This window comes from Ralstonia sp. RL (genome assembly GCF_001683835.1).
Taxonomy (GTDB): domain Bacteria; phylum Pseudomonadota; class Gammaproteobacteria; order Burkholderiales; family Burkholderiaceae; genus Ralstonia; species Ralstonia mannitolilytica.
On record NZ_LWRX01000097.1, the window covers coordinates 22,637 to 37,351 of the forward strand.

The 14,715-nt window shown below is 58.4% G+C and carries 13 protein-coding genes; 6 read left to right on the forward strand and 7 right to left on the reverse strand.

Going from position 1 to position 14,715, the window contains the following annotated elements:
- Positions 1 to 261: 261 nt before the first annotated feature.
- Complete coding sequence (locus tag A6M56_RS09640) at positions 262 to 1,188, forward strand: HNH endonuclease (RefSeq protein ID WP_257984084.1); 927 nt, start codon at positions 262 to 264, stop codon at positions 1,186 to 1,188.
- 464 nt (positions 1,189 to 1,652) lie between these two features.
- On the forward strand, positions 1,653 to 1,979 hold the full coding sequence (locus tag A6M56_RS09645) for a hypothetical protein (RefSeq protein ID WP_257984083.1): 327 nt from the start codon (positions 1,653 to 1,655) through the stop codon (positions 1,977 to 1,979).
- A 217-nt stretch (positions 1,980 to 2,196) separates the two neighbouring features.
- Here the strand turns inward: A6M56_RS09645 and A6M56_RS09650 are convergent, their stop codons facing one another.
- The 7 genes from A6M56_RS09650 to dnaA form a co-directional block, all read right to left on the reverse strand.
- On the reverse strand, positions 2,197 to 2,832 hold the full coding sequence (locus A6M56_RS09650) for an HNH endonuclease signature motif containing protein (RefSeq protein ID WP_102080620.1): 636 nt from the start codon (positions 2,830 to 2,832) through the stop codon (positions 2,197 to 2,199).
- Positions 2,829 to 3,458 carry a response regulator gene (locus tag A6M56_RS09655; RefSeq protein ID WP_102080619.1) on the reverse strand — a complete coding sequence of 210 codons (630 nt, stop codon included), beginning with the start codon at positions 3,456 to 3,458 and terminating at the stop codon, positions 2,829 to 2,831. The genes A6M56_RS09650 and A6M56_RS09655 overlap by 4 nt, the downstream gene beginning before the upstream one ends.
- Positions 3,455 to 5,680, reverse strand: a complete 2,226-nt coding sequence (locus tag A6M56_RS09660) for a sensor histidine kinase (RefSeq protein ID WP_102080960.1) — start codon at positions 5,678 to 5,680, stop codon at positions 3,455 to 3,457. The genes A6M56_RS09655 and A6M56_RS09660 overlap by 4 nt, the downstream gene beginning before the upstream one ends.
- On the reverse strand, positions 5,673 to 6,923 hold the full coding sequence (locus A6M56_RS09665) for an N-6 DNA methylase (RefSeq protein ID WP_102080618.1): 1,251 nt from the start codon (positions 6,921 to 6,923) through the stop codon (positions 5,673 to 5,675). The genes A6M56_RS09660 and A6M56_RS09665 overlap by 8 nt, the downstream gene beginning before the upstream one ends.
- Positions 6,924 to 7,085: 162 nt before the next feature.
- Entirely contained in the window at positions 7,086 to 9,614 is a 2,529-nt protein-coding gene (gene gyrB, locus A6M56_RS09670) for a DNA topoisomerase (ATP-hydrolyzing) subunit B (RefSeq protein ID WP_102080617.1), read from the reverse strand.
- 129 nt (positions 9,615 to 9,743) lie between these two features.
- A complete protein-coding gene (gene dnaN / locus A6M56_RS09675; RefSeq protein ID WP_045785486.1) occupies positions 9,744 to 10,859 on the reverse strand; it encodes a DNA polymerase III subunit beta in 1,116 nt (371 codons plus the stop codon).
- A gap of 278 nt (positions 10,860 to 11,137) precedes the next feature.
- Positions 11,138 to 12,730 carry a chromosomal replication initiator protein DnaA gene (gene dnaA / locus A6M56_RS09680; protein ID WP_096745593.1) on the reverse strand — a complete coding sequence of 531 codons (1,593 nt, stop codon included), beginning with the start codon at positions 12,728 to 12,730 and terminating at the stop codon, positions 11,138 to 11,140.
- Positions 12,731 to 13,360: 630 nt separating this feature from the next.
- Between dnaA and rpmH the strand changes: the two genes are divergently transcribed.
- The 4 genes from rpmH to yidC all read left to right on the forward strand — a co-directional run.
- The gene (gene rpmH, locus A6M56_RS09685) at positions 13,361 to 13,495 is read left to right on the forward strand and encodes a 50S ribosomal protein L34 (RefSeq protein ID WP_003262958.1); all 135 of its coding nucleotides are present in this window, start codon (positions 13,361 to 13,363) and stop codon (positions 13,493 to 13,495) included.
- A 62-nt stretch (positions 13,496 to 13,557) separates the two neighbouring features.
- On the forward strand, positions 13,558 to 13,965 hold the full coding sequence (gene rnpA / locus A6M56_RS09690; RefSeq protein WP_102080959.1) for a ribonuclease P protein component: 408 nt from the start codon (positions 13,558 to 13,560) through the stop codon (positions 13,963 to 13,965).
- Complete coding sequence (yidD, locus tag A6M56_RS09695; RefSeq protein ID WP_082076276.1) at positions 13,962 to 14,273, forward strand: membrane protein insertion efficiency factor YidD; 312 nt, start codon at positions 13,962 to 13,964, stop codon at positions 14,271 to 14,273. Before rnpA ends, yidD begins: the two co-directional genes overlap by 4 nt.
- A gap of 6 nt (positions 14,274 to 14,279) precedes the next feature.
- Positions 14,280 to 14,715 (forward strand): membrane protein insertase YidC (yidC, locus tag A6M56_RS09700; RefSeq protein WP_286758087.1); only part of this gene is annotated, 436 nt, incomplete at its 3' end.

Here is a 14,715-nt window from a genome sequence, read left to right on the forward strand (position 1 = left end):
CACAAGCGAGCAAGAGCGGACCATCGCTTGCGCGATAGCCTCTCTAAGAACTGCTATGCAGGTCGCCAAACCCGGCTGCCGTTGGTGCGGCAGCGCTGGGGATTATACGAAAGCGAAGCGCAAAAGCAGCCCCTAATTTCCGGCGGGAAATGTGCACACGGATTGAAGACGCAGGGCTTGCGCAACGGAGGGCACCGCTCAGCGGGGACTAGCGTGACATAAAATGGGCACAAAAATTTACAGCCAATCCGGGGGGATTGCATGCTGCCCAGTAACGACCAGGAGACCGTTCAGCCCAAGGCTGCAACGGCGACCGAGATTCCCGAGTTCGTCATCGGGAAGGCCTACAACCGCAAAAAAGAGATCACGGGAAAGTTCGGAGGCAGCGGCCAAAGCGGCATCGCGCCCTCCCGACAATCCCCGGCCATCTTTCTATTCACGGGGACTGGCGAGCAGCACGGCTACAAAGACGAGTTCGACGCATTTGGTTACCTGCACTACGTTGGTGAGGGACAGCTGGGCGATATGAAGATGACGAAGGGCAACCTCGCCATTGCCTCTCACGCGAAGGACGGCCGCGCACTGCATGTCTTTCGGATGACCGGCAAGGGGAAGCCTTGCGTCTACTTGGGCGAGTTCGCTTGTGACTCGCACTTCATCAAACGAGACGTGGACCGCAACGGAACGGAACGAGATGTGATCGTGTTTCGGCTCATGCCGGTATCGAACACGCTGCGTCGCGAACTTGACGATCTGCCCGAGCCAGACGACGGCGGCACGACGAAGGCCGAGAGCCCGCCAGCGGACCTGTCGGCGTTGAGGCAAGCGGCGATTGCTGCATGTCAGCCCAGTGGCCCCATCGCAGACCCGAAAGAGACTGTGCGGATGGCATACCAGCGCAGTGCCCGCGTTAAGCGATATGTCTTGGCGCGGGCGCAGGGCCACTGCGAACTTTGCGAGGCGCCGGCACCGTTCAATCGCAAAAGCGACGGCACACCGTATCTCGAACCGCACCACATCAACAGGCTTTCCGATGGTGGACTGGACCACCCGAAGTACGTCGGTGCCATCTGCCCTACGTGTCACCGCCTGATTCACTTTGGCGAGAACGGCCAACACCGAAACGACGAGCTACGCGCTCGCATCGCGGCAAAGGAAGCGCCGTTCGGCGGCGGCAACGCTCACTAGCTTTCTGTCAGTCCCGCACCATCGACGGCCTGAGACTAGCGCTCCACCGTCAGACCGTGGAGCGCCACTCTCAAAGAGTCGCGCTTCAGCCTAAAACGGTGAAGCTCGAGCCTCCGACGGTCGCACTTCACCCTCAAACACTGAAGTCTCACTGTCTGAGGGTGGAGGTAGTCACCCCCGAACACTAAAGCGGGAGTGTTTGAGCCTCGCACTCCACCGTTTGGCACTGAAACGTCACGCTTTGAGAGTCAGGCTCGACTCTCAAACACTCGAACTCGACTGTCCATGAGTCGAGCGTCACTCTCCAACACTGAAACGAAACAGGCGATGACCAAGCGGTTTGCTTCGGAGCACGCCGGTCCAATTGTCAAATGTCGCCGCTTGCATTGCTACCAAGGCCGCGGCACGCCAATCTCGCCCGGTTGTGCCAACCGGCATAACGTTGCCAACCAAAAAGGATTGCAATGTCACAAAACCTGATTTCGTTTCAGCCAAGCCCTGCGGACCTGACCGCCGTTGACGCGGCACTGAAGACACTGGAAGAGAAGCTCGCTGGTCTATCGGTCGAGCAACGCAGCACGCTCATGAAGATGGGCGACAAGTCGGAAGCGTTTTGCCGTAAGGCTGTGGAAGTGTTGGGTAACAACCCGGGCGTGTTGCCGGCTAACTTCAGCCTTGCTGAGCTGCGCCGCGACCTTGCTGGCTTTGACACGCTCCGCCTCGCTTGGTCCGTGTTGAGAAGCTTTACGAGCGGATGCGCGAGTCGCAGCTGGGGCTCGGCAGCGATTTGATGACGGCTTCGCTGGAGGGGTATGCCTTCTTGAAGGTGGCTGGTAAGGGGGAAGGGCTGGATACGGCTCGGCAAGCGTTGTCGGCTCGGTCTAGCCGCGGGCCTAGGAAGAAGGTAGAGGCACCTGCGGAGTGAGGTGATGGGTCGTTGATGGATTGAAAGAAAGCCGTCCTGGGACGGCTTTTTTATCACCAGCTGCCCGCAATCAATAACGATGGCTACACAAGAAAGGCCTGAACGGAGCTATTAAGTGCCCGCAAGTCAGCCAACTTCCCTTTGACGTGCTCTTTCTCCGCTGGGGACAGATCGCGCTGGAGCATTGCGAGAATCGTCTCCAGACTCTCGTCGATCCGCACTAGAGCGCGCGTGAGCCGGGCACGTAGGATTCTCCTTCGGCGAATGATCTTCCTACTTTCTCGATTCAAGTTCAGAAGCTTTATGAGATATTCGGATGGCCCTCGCGCTGCGAGAAGCGTTCCGTCTTCCTGAGTGAAGAAATACTGGCCTCTACCAGAAAAAAAGGGGTCTATGAAGCCGACAACGTTGTCATGTGTTGCATTCTGCTCCGGCGGAATCGGCCAATGTTGCGATTTTAGTCTATTGCACTTCGGACACGCAGAAACCAAATTAGATGGATCGTTTTTTAGAAGAGGGAACTTCTTTTGCGGCCGGAAATGGTCCAGCACCATACCTTCATAACCCATTTCACTCAGGACGATGTCACAATAAACACACCGCTCTTTACAATCAACAAGTATTACTTCCCGATAGTATGTGTAATCATAGTAGGTCCCATCCTCTTTTCTCTCATAACTTTCTGAGCGGACCATATCAGGAAAAAATACATCATTCATTTCAGCGCCTCAATCTTATCTTCAATTAGCCGCAGCTTCTCCTCCATCTCCCTCAATTTATCCAGATCTTTCTCATAAACAATTTCGTCGCTCCCGCCGCCTTGAGCTCGCAAATACCCGAGCTCTTTGAACTCCTCCAACTCGTCTTCGCCTATGCTCTTCTCAACAGATTTACGCAGCAGAACTTCAAATCTTTCCTCACGATCACCAAGAATGTCTTTATAAATATTTATTCTTCTAAGAATTCTCGCCCCTTCAATTAGGTAGCGATCCGCTAGCTTCTGCTTATCCAAAACATCTTCCACGCTGAACTCTCCGTCAGCGATCTCCTCAGATTCCACAAAGCTTGTGAGGATGTATATAGGTATCTTCTTATTTATTGCCCGAAGATACTGAGCCAGCTCAATGCCGAAGTATCTCGCGACACCTGAGTCTTTCAACTTCTCATCCAAAACCACAGCAACGACATCCTGAGACGTCACAAGAAACTGCATCTCGGCAAGCTCACGCTTGGGTTCAACTCCCTCAACAACAACGCCCGTCTTGTCTGAAGCAAGGCATTGCTGCAAAAGGAGCCTATAGGTTTCCCGCTGCTCTTCGTTTTCATCGACAAAAAAAACCTTCATACAATGTCCCCTACCCTCAATGGAACAGTAATCCTAAACTTGGCACCGCCTAGGCTACCTTTAGGCATCAAAGATATTGCACCACCAGAATGATCTTCCACAAAAGTTTTCACTATGGCGAGGCCCATACCAGTCCCAACGGCATCACCTTTTTTATTCCTCTTCGTAGTATATGCCGGAAGAAAGATATGATCCTCAGTCCCCACCTCAATGCCCCGCCCACTATCCTCAAAGTCGATGAACCCCTGACCATTGCTAGTCCAAAGAGATGCAGCAATACTCCGCTGCTCATTAGGCGTATCCTCGAGAGCCCAGCAGGCATTCGTTATCAGGTTAGCAAAAATACTTTCCCAGTCTATTTCATAAGATCGGACAATAAATTCGTCCGTGTCGGCCTGCAAATTAACTTTGATTCCCCGTCTCTCGAGCATCTCATGGAGACCGGAGAAGACGCTCTTGAGGACTCGAGCGACATCAACCTTCTTTCTTGTGCGTTTGTCGCGACGGACATTTCCGAGAGCAAAATTCCCGAAAACGCTAACGTATGAGACTGAGTTCTCGATAGACTGAAGTCGCCTCAGTGCAAAGTCCACCACAGGTTGCTCGAGCATAAACATACCCTTAACTATGGCGTCTTTTAGGAGATGGCTACTTGTTTTCGCTGTAGAAATTGACGCGAGCGTTTCATGTCCGAACGAAACCGTGAGTATCCCTAGAGAAGCCAAATTTGCGAGGGTATCCTTGTCCTTCTCCAGCTTTACTATTAGCTCACTAAAAGCCGATGTTTTTTTTGTTTGCTCACCAAGCGCCTTGTTGATGTCAGCAAGTTTCGCTTTCAACGGCGCATCCACGTGCTCGCTCACTTCAGCGATTCTTTCAATAATCTCCTTGTATCCCGATACATTTTCATCGACTTGAGTAATGGGATCAGGAGCTGGCGCAAGCTCTTTTTTCTTCTGCTCGGCCGCTTGAATATGTTGCTCAAAAAGTTCGATGCATTTAAGAAGAAAGGCACGCAAATCAAAGTATGCTGCACCTTCCGTTAGCCCTTCGCGATTCGTTTGGTCTATCAGATTTGGATTATCTTGACGACTTATGAATACAGCACCGACTATTTGGTTATAGCCGATCCTCCAGCCCGGCTGAGTTATGCCTTCCGGATTCTTAACACGCCGCATAGCCAGGTTTAGCCAATCACCACGACCGCTTGGATCACCATAAGGCTTGACCCTAAAATGATCCCTATAGATTCTGACCCCTTGATTATTAGCGAGAAAATTCCTTATATCGCGAGATCTAAACTCCACCCCGTTCACTTCTCGCGAGGTATTGCGCATGAAGTAAATGTCCACAGCCACCGCACCACATGCCGGCGCTGGCCCTTGCGTCTTTATCCAATCCGCCCATTTAACATTGGATTGTTCGAAAATAGGGTTTCCGTCACCGCTCGAAACCTTAAGAGATACTGAATTATCGTTATTTATACTGGATTGCAATCTCCACTCAGCTGCCTCCAGCATATGGTCAGACGAGATAGGCCCATTCAGGTCAGCACCTTCTAGTCCAGACTGGACAGTAATAACAAAATCCAGGTTTCTGCTAAACGGTGAAACCAAAAGAGAGAGTTCACGCCGCAACTCAAAAATTGAATCCCGCCCCCAGCGGTCCTTTAATCCCGACATGACATATCGGGAGCCGCTGCCGCGAAGTAGGGTCTCGGCATTCTCTTGAGTCGGATCTAACGCAACCTCGTACACGGTATGCCTAATCTCATCCAGTCCGGCGCTGCGTTGGTGACTGTACTTGCCCCAATCCACTGTTAGTTCGAGCAGGCTCTCCGCTCCCTTGATCTTGGTTTGTAGTGTGAGATGCTCGCAAAGCCGGTCCAACCCCAGACGCCCCAAACCTTTGGCTCCAGTAAGGACGCGCTGCTTTCCCGAGACCAGCGTATCAACTTTGTTGGTAGTACCGATCCGCATCCATTGATTAATCAGAGCATCTCGATCCATCCCCGTACCATCGTCGGATATAACAAGACGAGGGGATTCCCCTTCTAAATCAATGAACTCCAAATCCACTCGTGAAGCGTCAGCGTCATAAGCATTCTTTACTAACTCAATAATCGCCACAAGCGAGCTGGAAACACTTTCTCTGCCGAGTTGGATGGCTACGCGGGCCTCCACAGAAAAAGGGAATTCACCTATAACGGTTTTGCTATTCACGACGATCACCTAGCTCGAACGGTATGCTCTTGACGGAACGCACTGTTAAATGCCTACAGCGGATACTCTCGTTCAGATATGTTGTCACCATGTCCGATCTTAGGTGATCAATCAACAATCTACAATCCTCTAACGACCCAGAGCGAGGAGTTAATACGATCAAATGATTTTCAACGGCGACTGGCTCATGGCAATTGATCAGTGTGGCAACAGTCCGCACGCGGTCAGATGGACTGGAAGTGCGTCGAATGACTACCATGGGGCCTTTCGCTTTCCTCCCTAGATGTCGAATCCTTTCCGGCAGCTCCGTTACCTCGGCCCATTTAGGGAGGGTTTTTGCATGCGCATAAGGAGCTGATGGCCCGGTTTTTGGGTCTCTATGAGGTACGACCGCACCAACCGAAACGTGAAAATATCTATCAATCGTATTCAGTTCAACTCCTCTTCCGCCTACCACTAGCGAGAGAGGCTGCGCCGCTCGATACCCGCGCATCAAAAAGACATCTATGTCAGCCGCATCACCAAATGCACCGTGCACTTCAGTAGTCACCTTAGTCGTCGCACCTATCTTGGCGCGCCACTTTTCGTAACGACTCCCACTTCTCAGCACGTCCGGCAAAATTGCAAGCATTCGCCCTTCTTGCGGAAGGATTTGAATGCAGTAGTCCGCAAAAACCGCTGCGGAATTAACAAGCCCCGTGGCCCACTCCACGTCGCTCGGCGTCGGCATTGGGGAAAAAGGAGGGTTAGTGACAATTGCGTTGATAACCCCCTTGTATTGCTGTTTTTCAGCAAGAAAGTTTCCACATCTAATATTTGCAAGAAGCGATTCGTAGTGATGTTCCTCGTAGCGACCGGACCCAATCGCTCCTCTTGCCCTCGCTAGCGCGACCAGCTTTTTCTTAGCCAGCGAAACAAAAGCCTCATTGATGTCGAGGCCGAAAAGCCTTCTGTTCCATGCTTTGAGTGTTCGAGCTAAGCTCCGGTCCACCGGCAAATGTGCTGCGGCGGCCAGCAATAGGTTCCCGGTGCCGCACGCCGGATCGAGCAACCTGAGCTGTGGGATCTCGTGCGCAACATCACTCAGCAACTTGTCCGCGAGATCGCTAGGGGTAAAGAAAATACCATCCCTCTTCTTCTTCTCCTCGTCGAGGGATCCGAGCAGATTCAACTCTTGACGCTCAATACTGACTGAATCAAATAGCTCGGTCGCTGCTGCGCTCTCTAGTAGATTTGACGGCATGCTTTTTTAGGTTGCTGCTCAGCACACGCGGTATTTCCTGCGAGACGCTATGTGTCTGATAGCGATTGAATCTATTGATCGTGCGTAGAAAAACCCGCCAGAAGGCGGGTTTTTCTATGTACAGCTCAGGGGTGCCGCAGATGCCGCCACCCAATTGGACCATCAAACATCAATATTCCGCGCCACCAACGCATTCGTCTCAATGAAGTTCCGGCGCGGTTCCACGTCATCGCCCATCAGCGTCGTAAAGATCTGGTCCGCCGCAATGGCGTCCTCAATCTGCACGCGCAGCAGGCGGCGCTGGGTAACGTCCATGGTGGTTTCCCACAGCTGCTCGGGGTTCATTTCGCCCAGGCCCTTGTAGCGCTGGCGGCTCACGCCGCGCTCGGCTTCGCTCAGCAGCCACGTCATGGCGGCGTGGAAGTCAGACACGGGCTGCTCGCGCAGCTTGTCGCCGGTGCCGCGGCGTACCCTGGCGCCTTCGCCAATCAGGCCCTGGAAGGTCTGGGCGGTCTGGGCCAGGGCGGCGTAGTCGGCGCCGGCCACGAAGTCGGCGTCGATGTGGCTGAGGCGCTGGTTGCCGTGCTGGCGGCGCACGACCATCACGCGGTACTTCTCGGTCTTCTCGTCGTACTGCATGAAGGCGTCGGCCGTGGCGCCGCCGTTGGCGTTGCTGGCGTTGCCTTGCATTTCCAGCAGGCGGGCCTTGAGCGCGCGGGCGCTGGCTTCGGCGGCGGCTTCGTTGCTGAGGTCCAGCGCCACGCCTTCGGCAATGGCGCGCAGGGCGTCGGCGTCAATCACGCGAGACAGGCGCTCGATCACGCCGCGGCTGAGCTGGTACTGGCGCGCGAGTTCGGCCAGAGCGTCGCCCGAGATCTCGGTGCCATCGGCACGCACCAGGGCGGCGGTGTCCAGCGCCTGGCGCACGAGGTAGGCGGCCATCTCGTTGTCGTCTTTGATGTAGCGCTCTTCCTTGCCGTGCTTGATCTTGTAGAGCGGCGGCTGGGCGATGTACACGTGGCCGCGCTCGATGATCTCTGGCATCTGGCGGTAGAAGAACGTGAGCAGCAGCGTGCGGATGTGCGAGCCGTCCACGTCAGCATCGGTCATGATGATGATGCGGTGGTAGCGCAGCTTGTCGAGGTTGTAGTCGTCCTTGCCGATGCCGGTGCCCATGGCGGTGATGAGCGTGAGCACTTCCTGGCTGGAGAGCATCTTGTCAAAGCGCGCGCGCTCGACGTTCAGGATCTTGCCCTTGAGCGGCAGGATCGCCTGGAACTTGCGGTCGCGGCCCTGCTTGGCGGAGCCGCCTGCGGAGTCACCCTCGACGATGAAGAGTTCAGACAGCGCGGGGTCTTTCTCCTGGCAGTCGGCCAGCTTGCCGGGCAGGCCCATGCCGTCGAGCACGCCCTTGCGGCGCGTCATCTCGCGGGCCTTGCGGGCGGCTTCACGCGCGCGGGCGGCTTCAACGATCTTGCCGCAGATGATCTTGGCGTCGTTGGGCGTTTCATCCAGGAACTCGGCCAGCGCCTTGCTGACGATGTCTTCCACCGGCAGGCGCACTTCCGACGAGACGAGCTTGTCCTTGGTCTGCGAGCTGAACTTGGGCTCCGGCACCTTGACGGACAGCACGCAGGTCAGGCCTTCGCGCATGTCGTCGCCCGAGGTCTCGACCTTGGCCTTCTTGGCGATCTCGTTGTCGGTGATGTACTTGTTGATGACGCGCGTCATGGCGGCGCGCAGGCCCGTGAGGTGGGTGCCGCCGTCGCGCTGCGGGATGTTGTTGGTGAAGCAGAGCACCTGCTCGTTGAAGCCGTCGTTCCATTGCATCGACACTTCAACGCCCACGCCGTCTTTCTCGCCTTGGGCGTGGAAGATGGTCGGGTGCAGCACGCTCTTGTTCTTGTTGATGTACTCAACAAAGCCCTTCACGCCGCCCGAGAAGGCGAAGTCTTCTTCCTTGCCAGTGCGCTGGTCGGTCAGCTTGATGTGAACGCCGTTGTTCAGGAACGAGAGCTCGCGGATGCGCTTGGAGAGGATCTCGTAGTGGTATTCGACGTTGGTGAAGATCTCTTCGTCGGCCAGGAAGTGGACTTCGGTGCCGCGCTTGTCGGTGGTGCCCGACACACGCAGCGGCGAGACTTCGACCATCTTGCCGTCCGGCGCTTCCATGGTTTCCAGCAGGCGGTTCTGCGGAATGCCGCGCGCGAAGTCCATCTGGTGGACCTTGCCGTCGCGGCGGATCGTGAGCTTGAGCCACTTCGACAGGCCGTTGACGCAAGACACGCCCACGCCGTGCAGGCCGCCCGAGACCTTGTAGCTGTTCTGGTCGAACTTGCCGCCGGCGTGCAGCTCGGTCATGACGATTTCGGCCGCGCTGCGCTTGGGCTCGTGCTTGTCGTCAAACTTGATGCCGGTCGGGATGCCGCGGCCGTTGTCCACCACCGAGATGGAGTTGTCGGTGTGGATGGTGACGTGGATCTCGGTGCAATGGCCGGCCAGCGCTTCGTCGATGGAGTTGTCCAGCACCTCGAAGACGAGGTGGTGCAGGCCAGTGCCGTCGGACGTGTCGCCGATGTACATGCCCGGCCGCTTGCGTACCGCCTCCAGGCCTTCCAGGATCTGGATCGAGGCGGCGCCGTAGCTGCTGCCGTCGGCGGGGGTGGATTGCGGTTTCTGCTCTTCGGTCATGTCGTTCTGCTCGCTGCCATGGGCGCGGAAATGGTTGTCTCAGCGCACACAGCGGGGTTGCTTAAAAACGGCGAAGGGGCGGATCTTTCCGATCCAGCCCCTCGTCTTGCTTTCGATGGTGCGTCTTCGTCAGATGCGCATCGGCATGACGACGTACTTGAAGGTGTCGTCGTCGGGCAGGGTGATGAGCGCGCTCGAATTGGAGTCGCCCAGGCTCACCTGCACCTTTTCGGCCTTGAGGTTGGCCAGTACGTCCAGCAGGTAGGTGACGTTGAAACCGATGTCGAGCGCGTCGCCCTGGTAGTCGATTTCGAGTTCTTCCTGCGCTTCTTCCTGGTCAGCGTTGGTGGAGCTGATCTTGAGGACGTTGGTGTCGAGCATGCAGCGCACGCCCTTGAACTTGTCGGTCGTCAGAATGGCCGTGCGTTGCAGGGCGCTCTGCAGAAACGCGCGGTCGATCGTGAAGCTGTTGCGGTAACCCTTCGGGATCACGCGCTGGAAATCCGGGAACTTGCCTTCGACCAGCTTGGAGATCAGCTCGATGTTGCCGAAGGTGAACTTGACCTGGTTCGACGCCAGTTGCACCGAGACGGGATCGTCCACGTCTTCGAGCAAACGTTGGAGTTCGAGAATCGTCTTGCGCGGGATGATGACTTCGTGCCGGCCGCCGGCGCCTGCCGGTTGCTCGCCGGTCTCGACGCCGCAGTAGGCCAGCCGGTGGCCATCGGTGGCGACGGCCATGACCTGCTTGCCGTCAACCACCAGCAGCATGCCGTTGAGGTAGTAGCGGATGTCCTGCTGGGCCATCGCGAAGTGCACCATCGCCAGCAGGTGCTTGAGCGTCTTCTGCGGCAGCGTGATGCGTGCGCCGAAATCGGTGGCTTCGGCCACGGTCGGGAATTCTTCGGCCGCCAGCGTCTGCAGCGCAAAGCGGCTCTTGCCCGATTGCACCGTCATGCGCTTGTCGTTGAGCGTGAGCGCCACTTCGCCGTCGGGCATTGCACGCAGGATGTCGACGAGCTTGCGGGCGGCCACGGTGGTGGCGATGTCGCCGGCGCCGGCGCCGCAATCGGCGTGCGTGGTGATCTGGATTTCGATGTCGGTGGACAGGAAGGAAACCCGTTCACCCTTCTTGGTGATGAGCAGATTGGCCAGGATGGGCAGCGTGTGACGGCGTTCCACGATGCCGCTCACGATTTGCAGCGGACGCAGCAGGTTGTCTCGCGAGGTTTTGACCAATTGCATGAAGGCGATCCTTGCAGTTTGAGGTGGCACCGCGCGCGCCCCTCATGGCGTGTGCCTGCAGGAGCATTTGCGATTGACCCCCAAAGTCTTTGTAAATCAAGGGGTTAATCACAAATTATACCGCAAAGAAGGGGGCGCTGGATAGCGTCGCGCGCGCGGCAAATACGGCTATTGTGCATGAAAAGACGCCCGCATTCGAGCGGGCGTCTGCACGCGGCCAATTCTGTGCAGATGGCGCTGCCATGCGCTTTGGTGGCATGCGGCAGCGCGATGCGCCGTCAACCCTTGAGCGTTTGCTCCAGCACGTGCAGCTCGTGGTTGAGCTGGGCGTCCTTGGTGCGCTCGTCGGCGATCTTGCGCACGGCGTGCAGCACCGTGGTGTGGTCGCGCCCGCCGAACAGTTCGCCAATCTCGGGCAGGCTCTTCTGCGTGAGCTCCTTGGCCAGATACATGGCGATCTGGCGCGGGCGCGCGATGTTGGCCGGCCGCTTCTTGGAGTACATGTCCGCGACCTTGATGTTGTAGAAATCCGCGCAGGTCTTCTGGATGTTCTCTACCGAAATCTGGCGGTTCTGCACGGTCAGCAGGTCTTTGAGCGCCTCGCGCGTGACCTCGATCGTGATTTCTTTGCCGTGGAAGTTCGAGTACGCCAGGATCTTGCGCAGCGCGCCTTCGAGCTCGCGCACGTTCGAGCGCAGATGCTTGGCGACGAAGAAGGCCACCTCTTCCGGCACGGTCACGTTCTCGGCCTGCGCCTTCTTCATCAGAATCGCCACGCGCATTTCCAGCTCGGGCGGCTCGATGGCGACCGTGAGCCCGGAGTCGAAGCGCGAGATCAGGCGGTCATCGATGCCGGTGATCTCCTTCGGATACGTATCGCTGGTGATGATGACCTGCGCGCGGTTGGCGATCAGCGCCTCGAACGCGTAGAAGAATTCTTCCTGCGTGCGGTTCTTGCCCGAAAAGAACTGGATGTCATCGATCAGCAGCAGATCCAGCGAGTGGTAGTAGCGCTTGAAATCATCAAACGCCTTGCGCTGGTAAGCCTTCACTACGTCGGAAACGTACTGTTCTGCGTGGATATAGCGGATGCGCGCACGCGGATTCTCCATCAGCATGAAGTTGCCGATGGCATGGATCAAGTGCGTCTTGCCCAGGCCCACGCCGCCGTACAGGTACAGCGGGTTGTACGACTTGCCGGGGTTGTTGGCGACCTGGATGGCCGCTGCGCGCGCCAGCTGGTTGGCCTTGCCGGTGACGAAGTTGTCGAACGTGAGGATCGGGTTCAGGCGCGAGCGCTCGTGCACGGTGTCGTCCACGGGCGCCTGCGGCGGCGTGGCCAGGCCCAGGTTGGGCGCCACCGCCGGGGCAGCCGGCGGCATGCGGTATGACTGGGCGCTGGCCTCGGCGGCATCCATGACCGGCACGTCGATGTCGGCCACGGCGTGGCTGGCCGTGGCGAGCGCGGTTTCGCGGTACATGGCGGGCGCGGGGCGCATGGCCGCCGCGTCGTGCGTGATGCCGGCGGCAGGCATCGCCTGCGCCGGTTGAATCGATTGCGCCGCCAGCGGCTGCATGGGCACCGGTGCCAGCGCCGGCTGCAGGGCCGCCTGGCGCTGGCCGGCCGTCGGGTCGAGCACGAACTGCACGTCGACGGGCATCTCCCAGTAGTCGCACGCGAGCGACTGGATGCGGCCCGAGAACTGGCTCTTGACCCAGTCGAGCTTGAAACGGTTGGGCGCGGCAATCCGCAGCATGCACGCCTGCTCGTCGAATGACAGCGGCGTCAGCGGCTTGATCCACGTCTTGAATTGTTGCGGCGTCAACTCACTCTCGAGCTGGGCAGACGCCGCGTGCCAGAAATCCTGCATCGTTATCGTTAGGTGTTTGACCGGCGCCACACGCATCGCCCCAGGCGATGCCCCCGTGAGGGCCGACCGCCGGGCCTTGGCGCAGGCCAGAAACCGGGCGGCTTTCGTTATTGGAACGGGATTGTACCCCCGCCCGAAAGTTATCCACAAAGGATAAGTCTGTGGATAACCTGTGGACCCGCTGTGAGTAGCGGTGGACAACCGATTTTGTGCGTTGGCTGCAAACCCAATGCCCGCAAGGCTTTCCGCAAAGCACACCAAGCCGCACAAGGCGCTGGGGACAACTCGCCCCAAGGTGGATTGTTGACGTTTGCCGCACGTTATCCCCAATCGGCGAGGGTTGACAGGCGCGGTAAATATCGTTTAAATGGCGGGTTCTGCGATGCGCGGCAGGGGAGCGCACGCTTGTTCGCGTCAGACGCGGCGGCGGGGTCCAACCCGTTGCGCATGATCCGGCGGGGCCCGCAGCTTTGGCCCGCCATGCCGGTGACGCCCAGACCTGAACAACACAGCGCACGGCGGTCTGCGTGGGCGATTTCTCCTACTGAATCGACACCAGGCTGGACGGGGCGACCCTAAGCCCGGCGCGTGCGGCAGCGTCCGCACCACCCATTAACAAGAGAGTGCATCATGAAGCGTACCTATCAACCTTCCGTTACCCGTCGCAAGCGCACCCACGGTTTCCGTGTTCGCATGAAGACCCGTGGTGGCCGTGCCGTGCTGAACGCACGCCGCGCCAAGGGTCGCAAGCGCCTGGCCATCTGACAGTGCCGCGCCCGGGCAGCGGCCTCCGGCTGTTTGCCCATGGCTTCTGCGGCACGCCGGCGATGGGCCCGCACGCCTACCCCAAGGCCGCAAGGCTGACGAAAACGGATGAGTTCTCATCCGTTTTTGCTTTGCGGCCGGTCCGGCGTAGTCGTCACTTCGTGCTGTACGTCCGCGCGAACGGACATCCGCAGGCACGCCTTGGCGTGGTGATCGGGAAGAAGTTTGCGCGCCGCGCCGTCGAGCGCAATCTCATCAAGCGCCAGTGCCGCGAACTCTTCCGCCTGCGGCAGCCCTTGCTGGGCGGGCGTGACGTGCTGATCCGCCTGCAGGCCAAATTCCCCCGCGAAGACACGCCCACCGTGGCGGCCCTCAAGCGCATCTGCCGCGAAGAGCTGTCTCACCTGTTCGATGTTGCGGCACGCCCGCTGCCGGCCCCACCCGCGCCCAGGCCCGGGGGCGACGCATGACGCGCGTGCTGCTGTTCCTGTTGCGCGTGTACAAGGTGGCGTTCAGCCCCTTCGTGGGTGCGCAATGCCGTTTCCTGCCGACCTGCTCGGACTATGCACGCGACGCCGTGCTGCTTCATGGGCCCGGCTACGGCAGTTATCTTGCGGCAAAACGTCTATGCCGCTGTCATCCGTTCGCTCAAGGCGGGTATGATCCTGTGCCGCCCGCTGCTGGCGACGCTGTGCCCCGCTCCGATTCCGCATCGACCGACGCGACCGCAGCTGACGCTCACGCTGCGCGGCCGTCGATTCACCTTCCCAGACCGTAATCCGACATGGATATCAAACGCACCATTCTCTGGGTGATCTTCTCGCTGGCGGTTGTCCTGCTGTTCGACAACTGGCAACGCGCGAATGGCCACCAGTCGATGTTCTTCCCGACGCCGCAGACGGCCACGGCCCCTGCCGCCGCGCCGGGCGGCACGCCTGCCGGCGACGTGCCGAAGAGCGCCGCCACCGCGGCGGCAGGTACGCAGGCCGCCCCGGCCACGGGCGCGGCCTCGCAGGCGCCGGCTTCGGAGAAGATCGTCATCACGACCGACGTGCTGCGCGCCACCATCGACACGGCCGGCGCGATCGTCAGCAAGCTTGAACTGCTCACGCAGAAGGACCACGACGGCAACCCGGTGGTGCTGTTCGACCGCAGCGTCGAGCGCACGTACCTGGCGCGCTCGGGCCTGATCGGCGGGGATTTCCCGAACCATACGACGG